Genomic DNA, 16,531 nt, shown 5'->3' with positions numbered 1-16,531 from the left:
GATCGCGATCGAGGCGCTCACGACCTACACGACCGAGACCTGGATCGACTCGACCGGTGCCGTGGGTCTGCTCGAGAACGACCTCGACTACTGGGAGCTCACGTACGACGCCTACGTCGACGCGGGCCTCCTCGAGGGCGGCGCCTCGCCGAGCGACTGGATCTCGGACGAGCTCCTTCCGCAGTGACACCCGGTGGCGGCCCCGCGACCCGGGCCCGCCACCATCCACCACCACAGAGAGGCGACGCCGCCCCCATGAGCAACGAGACTCTGACCTCGCCACCGGACGCCGCTGCGAGCGGTGAGACCCCCCGCCTGCGCATCGAGGGGATCGGGCGGGACTTCCGCACCCGGTCCGGTGTCACCCATGCCGTCTCGGGGGTCGACCTGTCGATCGAGCGCGGCGAGTTCGTCGCCGTCATCGGCCGGTCGGGATGCGGCAAGACCACCCTGCTGCGCATGATCGGCGGTCTCCTCGCGCCGACGACCGGCACGATCGAGGTCGACGGCAACAACCTCTGGCGCGGCGAGACCGTCGAGTCGAGCGCCGTCACGAAGCTCGGCTTCGTCTTCCAGGAGTCGAACCTCTTCCCCTGGTTCTCGGTGCTCGACAACATCGCGCTGCCGATGAAGCTGCGCGGCGTCGGCAAGGCCGAGCGACGCGCTCGCGCCGCCGAATTCGCCGCCCTCGTGGGCTTGAGCGGATTCGAGAAGTCCTACCCGCGCGAACTCTCCGGCGGCATGCGGCAGCGGGCGGCCATCGCGCGCGCCCTCTCCACCGAGCCCGAACTCCTGCTCATGGACGAGCCGTTCGGCGCGCTCGACGCCCTCACCCGCGAACGGATGAACCTCGAGCTGCAGCGCATCGTGCTGGAGACGAAGTCGACCGTCGTGTTCGTCACCCACGACATCCCCGAGGCGGTGTTCCTCGCCGACCGCGTGGTGCACATGACCCCTCGGCCTGGGCGCATCCGTCAGATCCTGCCGGTGCCCTTCGACAAGCCGCGCGGCGTCCTGCTGCAGACGGAGACCCCGTTCAACGACATCGTCCGGCAACTGCGCTCGGACATCGACGAGGAGGACTGAGCCATGAGTCGCTCGAAGGTCATGCGCATCCTGCCCTGGATCGTCACCCCGGCTCTCGTGGCCGCCATCATCCTCACCTGGCACCTGGTCGTCACGATCGGGCAGGTGAACCCGTTCCTCTTCCCGCCTCCGGCCGCGGTCGGCGAGAAGTTCGTCGGGCTCATCACCGGCGGCACCGTGTGGTCGCACACCCTCACGACCCTGAGCGAGATCCTCTCCGGCTTCGCGATCGCCGTCGTCACCGGCGTCTTCGTCGGCGTGCTGCTCGGCAAGCTGCCGTGGCTCGAGGCGAGCATCCGGCCGCTCATCGTCATCACGCAGGTGGCGCCGAAGGTCGCGTTCATCCCGCTCTTCGTCATCTGGTTCGGGTTCGGTATCGCCTCGAAGGTGTGGCTCGCCGCGCTCTTGGCGTTCTTCCCGATCATGCTCAACATGCTGCTCGGCGTGCGTTCGGTCGAGCAGGGGCACCGCGAGGTCATGCGCAGCCTCAACGCGAGCCGCCCGCAGACGCTCCTGCAGCTCGAGATGCGCAGCGTGCAGCCCTACCTGTTCGCCGGCATGGAGGTGGGCATCGTGCTCGCCACCACGGGAGCGATCGTCGCCGAGTACATCGCCGGCAACCAGGGTCTCGGGTTCCTCGTCGTGTCGAGCATGAACCAGCTGGATGCGGCGCTCACCTTCGCGCTCATCCTGTGGTTGTCGCTCATCGGCCTCGGCCTGTACCTGATCGTCAACGAGTTGAAGCGGTTCTTCATCCCGTGGCACGAGTCGGTGTACGGGCTGCGGAACCAGGGCGCCTGAACATCCCGGTCGGGGTCGGCCGCTTCCCTAGGATCTGCTCGTGAACGAGCGCGACCGCATCCAGAGCCTCGAGAGGGGCATCGAGGTGCTGCGCGCGTTCGGGGGCCGGGACTCGTGGTTGAGCGTCGTCGAGATCGCGGCGCGCACGGGGCTCGCGCGGCCGGTGGTGCGTCGCATCCTCCTCACGTTCGAGGGGCTCGGCTACGCGGAGGCGACCAACGGGCAGTGGAACCTCACCCCACGCATCCTCGAGCTCGGCGCCGGCTACTTCGCCCGCTCCTCGCTGCCCGAGATCTCGTACCAGTACATGGGCGACGTGGTCGAGCGCACCGGGATGACCTGCAGCGTCGGGGTGCTCGACGCGGTCGAGGTCATCCACGTCGCCCGTGTCGAAGACCACCGCCCGCTGCCCGACTCGGTGCGCATCGGCAACCGCCTGCCGGCGCACGCGACGGCCGTCGGCAAGGTGCTGCTGTCGGCGCTCCCGCCCGACGAGCTCGGCACGCGACTCCGCGCCGCGCCGCTCGAACAGCAGACCCCCGCGACGATCACCGATGTGGCGCGTCTCGTCGAGCGCATCGGCCTCGTGCGCCAACGCGGGTGGGATGTCTCGATCGAGGAGCTGCATCCCGGTCAGGTCGCCGCCGCGGTGCCGATCATCGCCGGCGACCGTACGGTCGGGGCACTCGCGGCATCGTCGTCGACGGTGCGGCAGACGGAGGACTCCCTGCGCGAGAGCGTCGTGCCCGTGCTGCGCGCCTGCGCAGCCGCCATCGGCAGCGCCTACCGCAACGCCAACCCCCAGCTCTTCCGCGCGGAGTGACCGCGGGTTGAGTAGCGCGCCGCGTCAGCGGCACGCGTATCGAAACCCCTGTGGAAACCCCCTCGAGCGGAGCCGCGAGGGGGAAGACTCTCGGCATGCCCGCCTGCTACATCCTTCGATGCGCCGATGACTCGTACTACGTCGGCAGTACCCGCGACCTCGCCACGCGGCTCGAGCAGCACGGCGCGGGGATGGGGTCGGCGTACACCTCGAAGCGGCTGCCTGTCGAGCTCGTCTGGTCGGCAGAGTTCGACCGCGTCGACGAGGCGTACTTCCTGGAGAAGCGGATTCAGGGCTGGTCTCGGCGAAAACGTGAGGCACTCGTCCGCGGCGAGTTCGAACTGCTCCCGGAGCTGAGTAGGAAGCGACGGCCCCGAGGCGACCTTCGGCTCTGAGGTACGGGGGTTTCGATACGCGTGCCGCTGTGCGGCGCGCTACTCAACCCGCGGGCTTCGCGTGGTGGGGTTTCGGTACGCGTGCCGCTGTGCGGCGCGCTACTCAACCCGCGGGCTTCGCGTGGTGGGGTTTCGGTACGCGTGCCGCTGTGCGGCGCGCTACTCAACCCGCGGTTGCTGCGGCGGGGGCGGGGATCCCGGCGGGGAGGTTCGTGCCGAGGTAGGCGCCGTCGGACTCGAGGCGACGCTGCAGGGCCGGGATGTCGACATCCGCCGCCCGCACACCCGCCGAAAGCGCGAGGTCGGCTGCCGAACCGGCCGCCTGACCCATCACGAAGCACGGGCCGGTGACGCGGCCCGAGGACTGCCCACCCTGCGTCATCGACGCGCAGCGGCCCGCGACGAGGAGGTTGTCGACCACCTGCGGCACGAGCATCCGGTAGGGGAGCTGGTTGTACCCGCGCGAGTCGACCGGGGCGAACCGGAACTCGACGTCGCCGACGACGTGCGCCTCGACGGGCCAGCCGTTGACGCCGATCGTGTCGTCGAAGTCGCGGCACTCGAGCACGTCGGCTTCGGTGAGCTGGTACTCGCCGACGATGCGGCGGGTCTCGCGGATGCCGATCGACGGCGCGATGTCGACCACGTAGGAGTCTTGGAACCCCGGGGTGACGGCCTTGATCCAGGCGAAGACGTCCTTCACCTGCTGGCGGCCCTGGAGCTCACCTTGCGTGAGCTGGTGCACGTCGGTGCCGTCGACCGCGGAGCCGTCGTCGTTGGAGAGCTGGGTGAGGTTCGACCGCCACTCGAGCGGGTTGCGCTGCGGCCGCACGATGGGTTTCTTGCGCGGGAAGGTGCGTTCGCCCGAGGCCTCGGCGGCCTCCATGAGTCCGCGGACGACCTTCCACGCCTCCCCGGCTTCCTCCGGGTGCACGCCGTTGATGCGGAACATGAGCGACGGGTACATGAGGTGCGGGCTGCGCTCGAACGGCACGCCCGACCAGGCGGCGACGTCGCCGTCCCCCGATCCGTCGATGAAGAAGCGCCCGCGGATCGCGCCGCGGCCCGACTTCGACTCGACGATGACGGCGTCGATCTGCGACTCGGAGGTCATCGAGACCCCGACGACCGACGCGTGGAAGAGCAGCTCCGCGCCGCCCGCGACGACGAGCTCGTCGGCGGCGATCTTGAGCGCCGAGATGTCGTAGGAGAGGGCCTGGATGCGGTTGTCGACCGACAGGTGCACCTCGTTGAGGCCGTCCATCACGCGCATCCGGTCGAGCAGCTCGTCGGCGTAGCCGTGCACGCTCTGGAAGTCGGTGCCGTACGCACGCGCGTGCATCCCGCAGAAGGTCGCGAGCCCGCCCATCGTGCCCGCTCCGCCGAGGAAGCCATACTTCTCGATGAGAACGGTCGAGCGTCCCGCGCGCGAGGCGGCCGTCGCGGCCATGACCCCGGCGGGTCCGCCGCCGATGACGACGACGTCGTACTCGCCGATGACGGGGAGGTCGCGGGCGGGTTCGTGGATCGTGGTCGTCACGAGGTCTCCTTCACGGGCCGAGAGTCGGGGGCGCAGGGTCGGGCGCACAGCACGGAGCCGCAGGAGAGCGGCTGCACGAGCGCCTCGTACTGGTCGAGGAAGCCGCCACCGGTGTCACGGTCGGCGGGCGGCACGTAGTCGGGGCGCGCGGCGAGCTCGGCGGGGTCGACGAGGAGGTCGACGGTGCCGCGCTCGATGTCGATCTCGATGAGGTCGTCGTCGCGCACGCGGCCGAGCGGAGCGCCGGGAGCCGCAGCCTCGGGCGAGACCTCGCCGACGGTGAAGCCCTGGTTGACGAGGCCGCTGAACTGGCCGTCGGTGACGAGCGCGACCTTGTCGGCGAGCCCGCGCGCGTGCAGCGCGAAGATGAACGCCGAGGTGAGCCCGAGCCCGGGGGCGCCGGTGACGCCGATGCCGCGGATGACGGCGACGTCGCCCTCGCGCAGGCGCCCGCTCGAGATCCCCGCGATCGCCTCCTCGCGCGTGCCGAAGATGCGCGCCGGACCGGTGAAGCGGTACGGCCCCGGGTCGGGCACGGGGCGTTTCGCGACCGCGCCGCCGGGGGAGAGGGTGCCCTTGAGCACGGTGATCGCGGGACCCATCCCGAACGAGTCGTCGAGGCCGCGGATGACGTCGTGGTCGGCCGGCACCGCCTGCGAGGCGTTCTCGGCGACCGTCGTGCCGGCGACGGTCATCGCGGAGCCGTCGAGCAGCGGCAGCAGTTCGCGCAGGATCGTCGCGCCGCCGCCGGCGTCCTCGAACTCCTCGGTGATGCGCGGACCGTTGGGGCGCACCGAGCACAGCAGCGGCGTCTCGCGGCCGAGCGTGCGGAAGAGCTCCCACACGTCGATCTCCATCCCCGCCTCGACGACGACGGCCTGGAGGTGCTTGATCGTGTTCATCGAGCCGCCGATCGCGAGCATCGCGCGCACGCCGTTGCGCACGGAACCCTCGGTGAGCAGCTGCCGCGGACGCACGTCGCGCTCGATGAGATCGGCGAGGGCGACCGCGGCGGCGCGGACATCCGCCCACATCTTGTCGCTGAGGGCCCGCACGGGCGTCGAGCCGGGCATCGCGAACCCGAGGGCTTCGGCGAGGATGTGCATCGAGTTCGCGGTCGCGAGTCCCGCGCAGACGCCGGGGCCGAGGATGGCGTCCTCCGCGAGCACCTCGAGCGCGTCGGTCGACTCGCCCGTCACGGCGGCTTTCGACGCCCGGAGGAAGATCTCCTCGATGTCGGCCTCGCGACCTTCGGCGAGTCCCGAGTGCTGGTACCCGCACGGGACGACGATCGTCGGGATGTCGAGCCGCGCGGCCGCCATGAGGTGCGCGGGCGTCGTCTTGTCGCACGAGCTCAGGCAGATCATCGCGTCGAGCTTCGCGCCCTCGACGGCCGCCTCGATGTCGTCGACGATGAGGTCGCGGCTGGGCAGGATGTAGCGGCCGGCGCGCCCCGCGCTCGTCACGAAGTCCGACGGGGCGGTCGTGCGGATCTCGAACGGCAGCAGCCCGGCGGCGCGCAGCTCCGTCTTGAGCACGGCGGCGATCTCGTCGAGGTGCGAGTAGCACGCCGCGAGCTCCGACGACGTGTTGACGATCGCGACCTTCGGGCGCTCCCAGTGCTCCTTCGGGATGCCGAGCGCGGTGTAGTGCGCACGGCGCGCGATCGACAGCGCCGACGTCGGCGGCAGGTTGCTGCGCAGTTCGGGCATCCTCGTCCTTCCCGCCGCCAGCCTGCCCGGTGGCGGGCTCGCCGGGCGCGGAGCTTTCCGGTCACTGAAAAGCCGACTGCGTGCCGTCGGCCTGCGGAGGACCGTAGGGGCATGACCTCCCTCCGCGAAGCACTGCTCGACCCCACCGGGGCCCTCCCGGGGCAGGACGACAGCACTCTGACCGCGCGTCCGGTGAGCCTCGCCGGCCTCACGGTCGGCCTGCTCGACAACACCAAGCCGAACTCGATGCACCTGCTCGACGAGATCGCCGCCGACCTCGCCCGCGACCACGGCGTCACCGAGTTCAAGCGCTACGTGAAGGACTACTTCGGCACACCCGTCAAGGACGAACTGCTCGCGCAGATCGTCGGCGAGGTGGATGTCGTCATCACCGCGGTCGGCGACTGCGGGTCGTGCAGCGCCGCGACGGTCGCCGACGGCATCGCGTTCGAGCGCGCCGGCATCCCGACGGTGAGCATCACGTCCGACTCGTTCGCGATGTCGGGGCAGGCGATGGCCGACGTGCAGGGGTTCCCGGGGTTCCGGTTCGCGATGGTCGAGCACCCGATGGCGAGCCTCGACTCCGCCCAGATCCGCGGCCGTGCGGATGCGATCATGCCCGAGGTGCTGCGCATCCTCGGCGTCACCGAGGAGGTCTGATGGCCGAGGTCACGAGCGTCGACGACGCCCTGAAGTCGTTCCGCGAGATGATGGCCGCCGACGGCTACGCGCTCACCTGGTCGGAGGCCGGCGAGGGCAAGGCGGTCGTCAAGATCGCCGCGACCGAGAGCGCGTGCGAGGACTGCCTCGCGCCCCTCACGGTGATCACGAACATCATGGCGAAGGCGCTCGCGCCCACGGACTACGAGCTCGACCACGTCGAGCTGCCCGCGAAGACCGGCGAGCACCCGGCGGGATGACCGAGGTCCGCAACCCGTCCCGTGCGTCGGAGGTCGTCGGCGAGTACACGCCCGCGAACGCCGGCGAGGTGGATGCGGCGGTCGCCGCCGCGACGCGGGCTCAGCCCGGCTGGGCGGCGATGTCGATCGAGGAGCGCGTGGTGGTGCTCCGTCGGATGGCCGACGCGATCGACGCCCGGGCGGAGGAGCTCGCGCAGCTCCTCGCCCGGGAGGCCGGGGTGCCGATCGGGGAGGCGCGCGGCGAGGTGCGGGTCGCGGCGGCGGGCATCCGCAACTCCGCCGACGCCGCCGTCGAGGTGCTCGCGCCGGCTGAGCATGCGGAGTCGGGGGCGCGCGTGCGCGTCGGGCATCGTCCGCTCGGCGTCGTCGCGGGCATCGTGCCGTGGAACGCCCCGGTGACGCTCGCGGCGCAGAAGTTCGGGCCGGCGCTCGCGGCGGGCAATGCGATGGTGCTCAAGCCGTCGCCGCTCGCGCCGCTCGCGGTGCGCCTGCTGGTCGACATCGCCGCGCGGGAGCTGCCGCCGGGCCTCCTCTCCGTCGTCGTGGGCGACGGCGACGTCGGGATGGCCCTCATCGACCATCCGGACGTGCGCAAGGTGTCGTTCACGGGAGGCGCGGCGACGGCGCAGGCGATCATGCGATCGGCCGCCGCGTCGCTCACGCGCGTGCACTTCGAGCTCGGCGGCAACGACGCCGCCGTCGTGCTCGACGACGCCGATGTGCAGCTGACGGCGGCGCGGCTCGCCGAGACCGCGTTCCGCCGCGCCGGGCAGGTCTGCTACGCGGTGAAGCGGGTCTACGTGCCGGCGTCGCGCGCGGTGGAACTCACGGACGCCCTGGTCGCGGCGGTCGCGGCGCTGCCCGTCGGCGACGCCCTCGACGAACGTGCCGCGATGGGGCCTGTCGTGAGCCGGGATCGTCGCGCGGCGGTGGAGGGTCTCGTCGCCCGGTCGGCGGATGCCGGGCGCCGCATCCTCGACCTCGGCACGGTACTGGATGCCGACGGCTGGGAGCAGGGCTGGTTCCTGCCGCCGCGACTCGTCGTCGACGCGCGCCCCGAGGACGAGCTGGTGCGGGTCGAGCAGTTCGGCCCCGTGCTGCCGCTCGTCGTGTACGACGACCTCGACGACGCCGTCGCGTGGGCCAACGGCACCGAGTACGGGCTGGGCTCGTCGGTGTGGTCGGCCGACGAGGAGCGCGCGGTCGCGGTCGCCGGACGCCTGGAGGCGGGCATCACGTTCGTCAACCACCACCGGCTGTCCGCGGCCGGATTCCGTCACGTGCCGTTCGGCGGGGTCAAGCAGTCGGGGATGGGGTGGGAGAACTCACCCGCCGGCATCCACGAGTACCTCGACTACCACAGCGTCGACATCCACCCCACCGCGCGCTGAGCGTCACGGCCTGACGCCCACCCTCAGATCGTGCGCGGCGCCTTCGCGAGGTTGGCGACGAGCTCCTCGCGGTTCTGCCGCGCGACGTAGGCGGGACGGTCGCGCTCGACGCGCCACGATTCCGCGAGCGGCCCGATGTCCACGGTGTCGAAGCCGAGCTCGTCGTAGAGCTGCTCGACGAAAGCCGAGGCTTCCGGAGCGTCGCTCGCGGTCGCGAGGGCGCGACGGTCGGGGCTGCCGGCGCGGGACCCCGACGTGGGGATGTCGCGCGCGAGGATGTGGTTGAAGGCCTTCGCGACCTTCGACTCCGGCAGATGCGCCTGCAGCAGGCCGGAGGTCGTCGCGTGGCCGCGATCCAGCTCGGGGATGCGCCCGTCGCGCTCGTGGTAGTAGTTGTTCGCGTCGAGCACGATCTTGCCCGCGAGCGGGGCGACGGGCACGTCGCGGTACCGGCCGAGCGGCACGGCGACGACGACGACGTCGCCCGCGGCTCCGGCCTCCTCGGCCGTGGCGGCCCGGGCGTTCGGCCCCAACTCGGCAACGAGGTCGGCGAGGGTCTCGGGGCCGCGGGGGTTGGCGATCACGACGTCATGACCGTGCGCGATCACCGCCCGCGCGACGTTGCTGCCGATGTGTCCCGCGCCGATGATTCCGAAAGTCGTCATGTCGTCGTGCAACCCGTTCGTGCGGCGTGCCATTCCGGCCGCGCGGGACGGCTCGGGAGAGCCGCCCCGCGCGCTGGCCTCACGCAGGCTGTGCCGAGATGAGGAACTGCACGCCGCCGTCGTCGGCGAGGCGGGCGTCGAGCACCTTGTCGTCGAGCACCTCGGCGACCTGCTGCTCCATGAAGACGCGCGCGGTGCCGTTCGCGGCGACGATGTCGCTGCCGTCAGGCGAGTCGGCGACGGAGAGCGCGAACTGGTCGTCGGCCGCGACGATCCGGATGCCTCCGGTGTCGGTCGTGACGGCGCGCGACACGAGGTCGCTGACGATGATTCCGGCGTTGTCGGTGATGGTGAGCACGTGGCTCCTCTCGGTTGCGGTCACAGGAACCGGCCACGCTTCCGAGAATCCCGCGTGATCGCCACCCGAGGGCGCGGACTCGGAGGGGATTCCCACCTTCGAGCGGACGCTGAGCGCGGAGTACCCTGGTCTCGATGCCGATCACCGCTGCACTCTCCGCACGCGCCCACACCGCGCTGCTGCTGGTCGTCGGCGCGCTCGCGGTCGCGTTCGCTGCCGCGGCGGGACCGAACCCGGGTGCGTTGCTCACCGCGGTGGCGGCCTGCGCGGCGCTCGCCGTGGTCGCCACCGTGTCGTGGCGCGCACTCGTCGTCGCCCCCTCCGACGCCGCGCTGCGCATCGGGCAGCGCGGACACGCCCATCGCGAAGCATTCGACCACGAGCCCGAGCCGAGTCACCCCGACACGGCGGGGCGTACGCGCTCGCGCGCTCCCGGAGAGGTCGCGCCGGCCGCTTAGGTCTCCGTCCCGGAGAGTCGCGGCCACGTGCCCCCGACCCTCCGACCTCAGGACGAACCTTGGACTTCTCTGCCTTCCCGCCCCTCGCCGCCGTGCTCGACGCGGCGCACACCGCCCTCCTCGCCCTCGCCGGCCTGCTCGACCCGTTCGCCGGTCCGGCGGCCGCCGCGCTCGCGATCGTGCTCGTCACCCTCGGTGTGCGCGCACTGCTCCTCCCGCTCGGCGTGCTGCAGGTGCGCGCCGAGATCGCCCGGCGCCGTCTCGCCCCGCAACTCGCCGAACTGCAGAGGCGCCATCGGAAGCATCCGGAGCTGCTGCAGCGCAAGATGCTCGAGCTCTACCGGGAGGCCGGCGTCTCTCCCTTCGCCGGGCTCTGGCCCGCCCTCGCACAGGCGCCCATCGTGTCGCTGCTCTACGGAGTCGCGGTCTCGCCGATGCTCAACGGGCGGCCCAACGAGCTGCTGCGCGAGACGCTCTTCGGGGCACCGCTCGGGCTCTCGTTGCCCGCGATGGTCGCGTCGCCGGCGTGGCACGTGCTCGTACCCCTCGCGCTCCTGCTCGTCATGGCGGTCGTCGCGTGGTTCACGCGGAGGCAGACCCTGAGGATGGCGACCGCGGCGCCGACAGCGGACGGGCCGCTCGCGGGGATGACGGCATCCCTCTCCTGGCTGTCGTTCCTCACCGTCGGCATCGCTGCGTTCGTTCCGCTCGCCGCAGCGCTCTACCTCGCGGTCTCGACGACCTGGACGTTCGTCGAGCGGACGCTGCTGCGGCGGCGCCTCTCGCGCCGGTGATCGCGGGCGACGAGGAGGCCCGACTGCTACGGTCCGTTAATGCGTATCTCGGAGCTCATCGGTCGACATCCGGAGCTCTTCCACCTCGCCGCCGACGGCGCGTGGCCCACGATCCGCCGTCACGGACTGTGGAGCACCGAGGCGATCGCACGCGATCTGCCCGAAGACCTGGCCGCCGCGATCCGCGCCCACCGTCCCGAAGTCGTCGAAGTCGACCACCCCGTGCTCGGCCGCATTCTGATCCGCGACCAGAAGCCGATCAACATGGCGACGCTCGCGAGGTCGCTGCCGAGCCTCATCTCCGCCGAGGACTGGCTCAGCATCCTCAACCGTCGGGTGTTCTTCTTCCCGACCGACGAGGCCGTCGAGCGGCTGCGGACGTCGCGCAGTTACCGCGACGCCACCCACACCGTGCTGGTCATCGACACCGAGAGCCTGTTGGCGGCACACCGGCATCGGGTGGAGCTCACCTCGATGAACACGGGTGCGGCCCCCGGCGGCCGCACACCGGGCAAGCGCGCGCGTGACACCTTCCAGCCGATCGAGCGGTTCGGCGTCGAGCGCCACGTCGAGCTCTCCGAGCTCAGCGTGCTCGACAAGGTCGAGGATGTCGCCGAACACGTGACCCGCGTCGAGCGCCGCCACAGCGACGGAACGCGCGAGGTGCTGCTCGAGCGCTGAGTGCGGATCACTCCGCCGGCTTGGTCGCCCGTCGACGGGTCGGCTTCGCGGGACGCAGGCGCACGTGACGCTGCTGTCCCTCCTCGCGGATCTCCACCTGGCCGGAGCGCGAGCGCACGAATTCCATGAAGTTCGGGAAGCCCAGGTCTTTCTCGTTGAACGACGCGTTGAGGCGCTTCATCTGCGGCTTCACGCGCGACGCGTTGATCCACTCGTCGTCGGCCTGGTTCACCTGGGCGAGCTCGATCGCACGCACGAGCAACTGGGATGCCGCGGTCGGACTCACCTTGACGGGGGCAGCGGCCGTGGCCTCGGGTTCGTCGACGGCGGGGCGCGACTTCGCGGCCGCCGATGCCGTCGCGGCCTCGTCGTCGTCGCCGTCGCCGTCGGTGAGCAGGCTGTCGTACGAGGCGAACTCGTCGAGCGCGTGGACGAGGGCGGCGCTCGTGGAACCGTCGACGCCGATGCCGACGACGACCCGACCGAGGCGCTTGCAGCGCTGCACGAGCGGGATGTAGTCGGAGTCGCCGGCGACGATCACGACGTGGGTGATGTCGGCGAGGCGGAACAGGTCGTCGATGACGTCGACCGCGAGTCGGATGTCGGCGCCGTTCTTGGTGCCCGACGTGGAGAAGAGCTGCGTGAGGTCGATCGCGCGGTCGACGAGCTGTCCGCGATAGGCGGCGTTCGCGGGGACCGACCAGTCGGCGTAGGCGCGACTGAGCGCGACCGTGCCGTACGACGACGCGTATTCGAGGATCGACCCGACGTCGACGCGCGCCGCATCGAGCTTCGGGCGCGTCTTGTCGCTCGCGAACCGCGCGTCGTCCTTGCGCCACGACTCACGACCGTGGAGTTGGTCGTAGCGCGAGATGACGACGTTGTCGAAGTCGATGTACACGGCGACGCGGGACTCCGCCGTCTCCTCCTGCGATGCCATGTGGCTGACCCTACACTCGGCTCGTGGCATCCCTCCCGCGCACCATCGGCATCCTCGGCGCCGGGAAGGTCGGCACCGTGCTCGCCCGGCTCGCCCTCGCCGCCGGGCACCGGGTGCTCATCTCGGGCTCCGGTGCGGCCGACCGCATCGCGCTCATCGTCGATGTGCTCGCGCCGGGAGCCGAGGCGCTCACGACGCCCGAGGTCATCGCCGGGGCGGATGTCGTCATCCTCGCCCTGCCGTTGAGCAAGGTATCCACGCTGCCGGCTGACGCCCTCGACGGGATGCTCGTCATCGACGCCGCGAACCACTGGGAACCCGTCGACGGACCGCTGCCGGAGTTCACGCAAGACCCGCGCGGCACGAGCGAGATCGTCGCGTCGCTGCTGCCCGGCGCCCGTGTGGTGAAGGCGTTCAGCCATCTCGGCTACCACGACCTCGACGAACGCGGGCTGCCGGCCGGCTCCCCGGGACGCGTCGCCCTCGCGATCGCCGGGGATGCCGCGCCCGACGTGCAGGAGGTCGCGGCACTCGTCGACGAGCTGGGCTTCGATCCCGTGCTCACCGGTGACCTCGCGTCGGGTCGCGCCTTCCAGTCGCACACCCCGGCCTTCGGCTACCCCCTCACCGCCGACGAGCTCCGCGTCGCGGTCGGGTCGGTGGTCGAGTAGCCGCGCAGCGGCGTGTCGAGACCCGAGGCATCACGTCGGGGCGGGTCTCGACACGCGCCCTCCGGGCGCTACTCGACCAGCGAGTCACAGAAACCTCATAGACATCCGCGGTCTCATAGTCGGGTGACGACCTCGTTGACGCGACCCGACGGCAGCCCGATCCGCGCCCTCGTCGTCGACGACGAAGAGCTGCTCGCCGACATGCTGCGCATGGCGCTGCGCTCCGAGGGGTGGGACACCCGGGTCGCGCACGACGGGCAGAGCGCGCTCAAGCTCGCGCGCGAGACCCCGCCCGATGTCGTCGTGCTCGACATCATGATGCCCGGGCTCGACGGACTCGCGGTGCTGCGCCGGCTGCGCGAGGCGGGCAACGACTGCCCCGTGCTGCTGCTCACCGCGAAGGATGCCGTCGAGGATCGCGTCGCGGGCCTCACGGCCGGCGGCGACGACTACGTCACGAAGCCGTTCAGCCTCGAGGAGGTCATGGCGCGGTTGCGCGGGCTCGTGCGACGGAGCCTCCGCACGGGCGGCGACGAGGGTCCGATCGTGCGGGTCGGCGACCTCATGCTCGACGAGGAGTCGTACGAGGTGGAGCGGGCGGGCCACCCGATCCAGCTCACCCCGACCGAGTTCGAGCTGCTGCGCTTCCTCATGCGCAACCCGAAGCGGGTGCTGAGCCGCGAGCAGATCCTCGACCGCGTCTGGTCGTACGACTTCGGCGGCCGGGCCGCGGTCGTCGAGCTCTACATCTCCTACCTGCGCAAGAAGCTGGATGCGCACGGCCCGGGCATGATCCACACCGTGCGCGGCGTCGGCTACTCGTTGCGACCGGCCACCCCCGGGGCGGCGGAGACGGGCCCGGCCGCGTGAACCGCTGGTCGCTCGGCACGCGCCTCGTCGTCGCGATCACGGGGTTGCTCGCCGTGCTCGCGCTCGCGATCGGGTCGGTCACGGTGGCGGCGTCGCACGGGCAGCTCGTCGATCGGCTCGACCGGCTGCTGCTCGCGGCGTCGGAGCGCACGACCGCCGTCGTGAACCGCGAGATTCCGGGTTCGATCGTCGAACTCCTGCCGGGGGAGGGGGCGGGGGCCATCGGGCTCGTCTCCCTCGAGGGCGAGGCGCGCCGTTCCGGATACCTCGGCTACGGCCAGGTGAGCCCGCTCTCGCCGTCCCAGATCGAGGTGCTGCTGGCCGTCGAGGCCGACCGGGAGCCGCACACCGTCGACCTCGGCGACCTCGGGTCGTACCGCGTCGTGGCCACGCCCTTCGTCGACCCCGCAGGGTCGGCGGTCGTGCTCAACGGGTTGTCTCTCGCGGAGGCGAACGCCACCACGGCATCCCTGATCTCGACGGTCGCGGCCGTGAGCCTCATCGCGATCGCCGCGGCGCTGCTGCTCGGCACGGTGCTCGTGCGGCTCGCCCTGCGTCCGCTCACGCGGGTCGTCGACACCGCGACCCGGGTCTCGGAGCTGCCGCTCGAGACAGGTGACGTCTCGATGCCCGACCGCGTGCCCATCGAGGCACCCGGCACCGAGGTCGGTCGTGTGGGCTCCGCGCTCAACCGTCTGCTCGGCAAGGTCGAGACCTCGCTCGCGGCGCGGTACGCGAGCGAGCAGAAGCTGCGCCGGTTCGTCGCGGATGCCTCCCACGAGCTGCGCACCCCGCTCGCCTCGATCCGCGGCTACGCCGAGCTCGGCCGCCGTCCGGCACGACTGCCCGCCGACACGGCGCGCGCACTCGAGCGGATCGAGTCGGAGTCGGTGCGCATGTCGACGCTCGTCGAGGAGATGCTGCTGCTCGCGCGCCTCGACGCGGGACGCGACCTCGAGGCGGCGCCCGTGGCGCTCGGCGGGCTCGTGGTCGAAGCGGTCGCCGATGCCCAAGTGGCCGGACCCGATCATCGCTGGGAGCTCGAGCTGCCCGACGACGACCTCGAGATCGTCGGGGATGCCGACCGCCTCCGTCAGGCGCTCGGCAACCTCCTCACCAACGCGCGGCTGCACACCCCCGCGGGCACGACGGTCGTGACGTCGCTCGCGGGCGGTGCCGACGGGGGAGCGGTGGTGACGGTCGCCGACGACGGTCCCGGGATCGCCGAGGAACTGCAGTCGAAGCTCTTCGAGCGCTTCACCCGCGGCGACGATTCCCGCTCCCGCGGCGCGGGCAGCACGGGTCTCGGCCTCGCGATCGTCGCCGCGATCGTCGGCGCGCACGCGGGCCGGGTGTCGGTCGAGAGCAAGCCGGGCCGCACCGCCTTCCGCCTCGAGCTGCCGCCCTCGTCGGCGGCGTGAGTCAGCCGAGTTCGCGTCGCTTCGCCCGCGCGGTGTCGAGCGTCGCCCGCGCCTTCTCGTGCGCCTCGGTCGCGGAGTCGCGCTTCAGCCGCAGCGACTCCGCCTCGCGCTCCGCGGCGGCGACGGCCTTGCGGGCGGCGCGCAGCTCGTCCTCGAGCCGGTCGAGCTCCTCGGCGGCCTCGCCGGCATCCTGCTCGGCCCGCTCGAGGGCGGCGTCGGCCCGTGTCCGGGCGCGGGCGAGCTCGGCGTCCGTGTCGTCGACCGCGCGCAGCTTCGGCTTCGCCGGCGCGGGACGCTTCTCGGCGGCACGCGAACCCGCCTCGGGAGCGGCGACGGCCTCGGCCAGGTCGACGGGCTCGAAGCCGATCGTCTCGAGCGGTCGTAGCAGGCGTCCCGTGCGGATCGCCTCGGCCGCCTCGGGGTCGGCGAGGCCCGCGTCGAGGGTGGTGGCGAGCGCGTCGAGCACCGCCGTGGCGACGCGGTGCCCGGCGTCGGCCGCGAGCTGACCGCCCGTCCGCGCGAGCGACTGCACGGCGACCCGACGTTCCTTCGCGAGGCGGGTGATCGCCTCGCGGTCGAGCGACGACTGCGCCTCGCGCAGCGCGACACCGAGCTCGAGCAGCTCCTCGACCTCGTCGCGCCGCTCGCGCACGAGCAGGTTCGTCACCCAGGCCGCGGGGGCGGGTCGACGCAGCCCCTTGATCCGCGCGGCGAGCTCTTTGTCATCGGTCTCGTCGCGCACGCGTGCGTCGCGCGCCACGATGAACTCGGTCGGCGGGATGGCGTACAGCTCGTCCGCGATCCCCGCCAGCGCATCCGCCATACCCCCAGTCAAGCACCGCCGTAGGGTGGGCGGGTGGGCCGGGTCATCGTCGTCGGGAGCGTCAACCTCGATCTCGTCTACCGCGTGCCCCACCTGCCGCGGCCCGGCGAGACGCTGCTCGGCGCCTCGACGCGCAGGGAGGCCGGCGGCAAGGGGGCCAACCAGGCGGTCGCGCTGGCGCG

General features: G+C 71.7%; 21 protein-coding genes. 15 read left to right on the top strand and 6 right to left on the bottom strand.

Annotated elements, in window-relative coordinates:
• The 5 genes from ACO1X9_RS02205 to ACO1X9_RS02185 form a co-directional block, all read left to right on the top strand.
• Nucleotides 1-187: hypothetical protein (locus ACO1X9_RS02205; RefSeq protein ID WP_486349193.1), on the top strand; the 187-nt coding region annotated here is incomplete at its 5' end.
• Nucleotides 188-255: 68 nt separating this feature from the next.
• Entirely contained in the window at nt 256-1,086 is an 831-nt protein-coding gene (locus ACO1X9_RS02200) for an ABC transporter ATP-binding protein (protein ID WP_486349192.1), read from the top strand.
• Between the two features lie 3 nt (nt 1,087-1,089).
• Complete coding sequence (locus ACO1X9_RS02195; protein WP_486349191.1) at nt 1,090-1,887, top strand: ABC transporter permease; 798 nt, start codon at nt 1,090-1,092, stop codon at nt 1,885-1,887.
• 40 nt (nt 1,888-1,927) lie between these two features.
• Nucleotides 1,928-2,710: an IclR family transcriptional regulator domain-containing protein gene (locus ACO1X9_RS02190; RefSeq protein ID WP_486349190.1), complete on the top strand. Its 783-nt coding sequence runs from the start codon at nt 1,928-1,930 to the stop codon at nt 2,708-2,710.
• Nucleotides 2,711-2,805: 95 nt separating this feature from the next.
• Nucleotides 2,806-3,105 carry a GIY-YIG nuclease family protein gene (locus ACO1X9_RS02185; protein WP_486349189.1) on the top strand — a complete coding sequence of 100 codons (300 nt, stop codon included), beginning with the start codon at nt 2,806-2,808 and terminating at the stop codon, nt 3,103-3,105.
• Between the two features lie 163 nt (nt 3,106-3,268).
• On the opposite strand, the gene ACO1X9_RS02180 is transcribed toward ACO1X9_RS02185, so the two are convergent.
• Together ACO1X9_RS02180 and ACO1X9_RS02175 are read right to left on the bottom strand one after the other, a co-directional pair.
• Nucleotides 3,269-4,645, bottom strand: coding sequence for an FAD-dependent oxidoreductase (locus tag ACO1X9_RS02180; RefSeq protein ID WP_486349188.1), 1,377 nt, complete (start codon nt 4,643-4,645; stop codon nt 3,269-3,271).
• Entirely contained in the window at nt 4,642-6,357 is a 1,716-nt protein-coding gene (locus ACO1X9_RS02175) for a dihydroxy-acid dehydratase domain-containing protein (protein ID WP_486349187.1), read from the bottom strand. The genes ACO1X9_RS02180 and ACO1X9_RS02175 overlap by 4 nt, the downstream gene beginning before the upstream one ends.
• Before the next feature lie 111 nt (nt 6,358-6,468).
• Between ACO1X9_RS02175 and ACO1X9_RS02170 the strand changes: the two genes are divergently transcribed.
• The 3 genes from ACO1X9_RS02170 to ACO1X9_RS02160 are packed head-to-tail and all read left to right on the top strand — an operon-like array spanning nt 6,469 to nt 8,668.
• On the top strand, nt 6,469-7,017 hold the full coding sequence (locus ACO1X9_RS02170; protein WP_486349186.1) for a UGSC family (seleno)protein: 549 nt from the start codon (nt 6,469-6,471) through the stop codon (nt 7,015-7,017).
• Nucleotides 7,017-7,277, top strand: coding sequence for a hypothetical protein (locus ACO1X9_RS02165; RefSeq protein WP_486349185.1), 261 nt, complete (start codon nt 7,017-7,019; stop codon nt 7,275-7,277). Before ACO1X9_RS02170 ends, ACO1X9_RS02165 begins: the two co-directional genes overlap by 1 nt.
• Nucleotides 7,274-8,668 carry an aldehyde dehydrogenase family protein gene (locus ACO1X9_RS02160; RefSeq protein ID WP_486349184.1) on the top strand — a complete coding sequence of 465 codons (1,395 nt, stop codon included), beginning with the start codon at nt 7,274-7,276 and terminating at the stop codon, nt 8,666-8,668. The genes ACO1X9_RS02165 and ACO1X9_RS02160 overlap by 4 nt, the downstream gene beginning before the upstream one ends.
• A 23-nt stretch (nt 8,669-8,691) precedes the next feature.
• Here the strand turns inward: ACO1X9_RS02160 and ACO1X9_RS02155 are convergent, their stop codons facing one another.
• The gene (locus ACO1X9_RS02155; protein ID WP_486349183.1) at nt 8,692-9,333 is read right to left on the bottom strand and encodes an NADPH-dependent F420 reductase; all 642 of its coding nucleotides are present in this window, start codon (nt 9,331-9,333) and stop codon (nt 8,692-8,694) included.
• Between the two features lie 79 nt (nt 9,334-9,412).
• Entirely contained in the window at nt 9,413-9,691 is a 279-nt protein-coding gene (locus ACO1X9_RS02150; protein ID WP_486349182.1) for a Fe-S cluster assembly protein HesB, read from the bottom strand.
• 134 nt (nt 9,692-9,825) lie between these two features.
• On the opposite strand from ACO1X9_RS02150, the gene ACO1X9_RS02145 reads away from it, so the two are divergent.
• Genes ACO1X9_RS02145 through ACO1X9_RS02135 form a run of 3 tightly spaced genes read left to right on the top strand, consistent with a single transcriptional unit; the run spans nt 9,826 to nt 11,624 of the window.
• Nucleotides 9,826-10,149, top strand: a complete 324-nt coding sequence (locus ACO1X9_RS02145) for a hypothetical protein (RefSeq protein WP_486349181.1) — start codon at nt 9,826-9,828, stop codon at nt 10,147-10,149.
• Between the two features lie 59 nt (nt 10,150-10,208).
• Entirely contained in the window at nt 10,209-10,943 is a 735-nt protein-coding gene (locus ACO1X9_RS02140; RefSeq protein WP_486349180.1) for a YidC/Oxa1 family membrane protein insertase, read from the top strand.
• 39 nt (nt 10,944-10,982) lie between these two features.
• Nucleotides 10,983-11,624, top strand: coding sequence for a DUF7002 family protein (locus ACO1X9_RS02135; RefSeq protein ID WP_486349179.1), 642 nt, complete (start codon nt 10,983-10,985; stop codon nt 11,622-11,624).
• A gap of 7 nt (nt 11,625-11,631) precedes the next feature.
• On the opposite strand, the gene ACO1X9_RS02130 is transcribed toward ACO1X9_RS02135, so the two are convergent.
• Nucleotides 11,632-12,564, bottom strand: a complete 933-nt coding sequence (locus ACO1X9_RS02130; RefSeq protein WP_486349178.1) for an NYN domain-containing protein — start codon at nt 12,562-12,564, stop codon at nt 11,632-11,634.
• Between the two features lie 23 nt (nt 12,565-12,587).
• Here ACO1X9_RS02130 and ACO1X9_RS02125 point away from each other — a divergent pair, with 23 nt between their 5' ends.
• The 3 genes from ACO1X9_RS02125 (at nt 12,588) to ACO1X9_RS02115 (ending at nt 15,526) form a co-directional block, all read left to right on the top strand.
• On the top strand, nt 12,588-13,235 hold the full coding sequence (locus ACO1X9_RS02125) for an NADPH-dependent F420 reductase (RefSeq protein WP_486349177.1): 648 nt from the start codon (nt 12,588-12,590) through the stop codon (nt 13,233-13,235).
• 123 nt (nt 13,236-13,358) lie between these two features.
• Nucleotides 13,359-14,105 carry a response regulator transcription factor gene (locus tag ACO1X9_RS02120; RefSeq protein WP_486349176.1) on the top strand — a complete coding sequence of 249 codons (747 nt, stop codon included), beginning with the start codon at nt 13,359-13,361 and terminating at the stop codon, nt 14,103-14,105.
• A complete protein-coding gene (locus tag ACO1X9_RS02115) occupies nt 14,102-15,526 on the top strand; it encodes a sensor histidine kinase (RefSeq protein WP_486349175.1) in 1,425 nt (474 codons plus the stop codon). Before ACO1X9_RS02120 ends, ACO1X9_RS02115 begins: the two co-directional genes overlap by 4 nt.
• Nucleotide 15,527: 1 nt before the next feature.
• Here ACO1X9_RS02115 and ACO1X9_RS02110 read toward each other — a convergent pair whose 3' ends face one another.
• A complete protein-coding gene (locus tag ACO1X9_RS02110) occupies nt 15,528-16,349 on the bottom strand; it encodes a hypothetical protein (protein WP_486349174.1) in 822 nt (273 codons plus the stop codon).
• 33 nt (nt 16,350-16,382) lie between these two features.
• Between ACO1X9_RS02110 and ACO1X9_RS02105 the strand changes: the two genes are divergently transcribed.
• A partial coding sequence (locus ACO1X9_RS02105; protein WP_486349194.1) for a PfkB family carbohydrate kinase occupies nt 16,383-16,531 on the top strand: 149 nt, incomplete at its 3' end.

Source organism: Pseudolysinimonas sp. (genome assembly GCF_057350545.1).
Note: the sequence above shows the minus strand (reverse complement) of the source record. Positions and strands in the feature narration are given on the sequence as shown.

Coding starts and splice junctions, on each gene's coding strand:
- ACO1X9_RS02200 (WP_486349192.1), top strand. CDS start 256: ATGAGCAACGAGACTCTGACCTCGCCACCGGACGCCGCTGCGAGCGGT.
- ACO1X9_RS02195 (WP_486349191.1), top strand. CDS start 1,090: ATGAGTCGCTCGAAGGTCATGCGCATCCTGCCCTGGATCGTCACCCCG.
- ACO1X9_RS02185 (WP_486349189.1), top strand. CDS start 2,806: ATGCCCGCCTGCTACATCCTTCGATGCGCCGATGACTCGTACTACGTC.
- ACO1X9_RS02175 (WP_486349187.1), bottom strand. CDS start 6,357: ATGCCCGAACTGCGCAGCAACCTGCCGCCGACGTCGGCGCTGTCGATC.
- ACO1X9_RS02170 (WP_486349186.1), top strand. CDS start 6,469: ATGACCTCCCTCCGCGAAGCACTGCTCGACCCCACCGGGGCCCTCCCG.
- ACO1X9_RS02165 (WP_486349185.1), top strand. CDS start 7,017: ATGGCCGAGGTCACGAGCGTCGACGACGCCCTGAAGTCGTTCCGCGAG.
- ACO1X9_RS02160 (WP_486349184.1), top strand. CDS start 7,274: ATGACCGAGGTCCGCAACCCGTCCCGTGCGTCGGAGGTCGTCGGCGAG.
- ACO1X9_RS02155 (WP_486349183.1), bottom strand. CDS start 9,333: ATGACGACTTTCGGAATCATCGGCGCGGGACACATCGGCAGCAACGTC.
- ACO1X9_RS02145 (WP_486349181.1), top strand. CDS start 9,826: ATGCCGATCACCGCTGCACTCTCCGCACGCGCCCACACCGCGCTGCTG.
- ACO1X9_RS02135 (WP_486349179.1), top strand. CDS start 10,983: ATGCGTATCTCGGAGCTCATCGGTCGACATCCGGAGCTCTTCCACCTC.
- ACO1X9_RS02130 (WP_486349178.1), bottom strand. CDS start 12,564: ATGGCATCGCAGGAGGAGACGGCGGAGTCCCGCGTCGCCGTGTACATC.
- ACO1X9_RS02110 (WP_486349174.1), bottom strand. CDS start 16,349: ATGGCGGATGCGCTGGCGGGGATCGCGGACGAGCTGTACGCCATCCCG.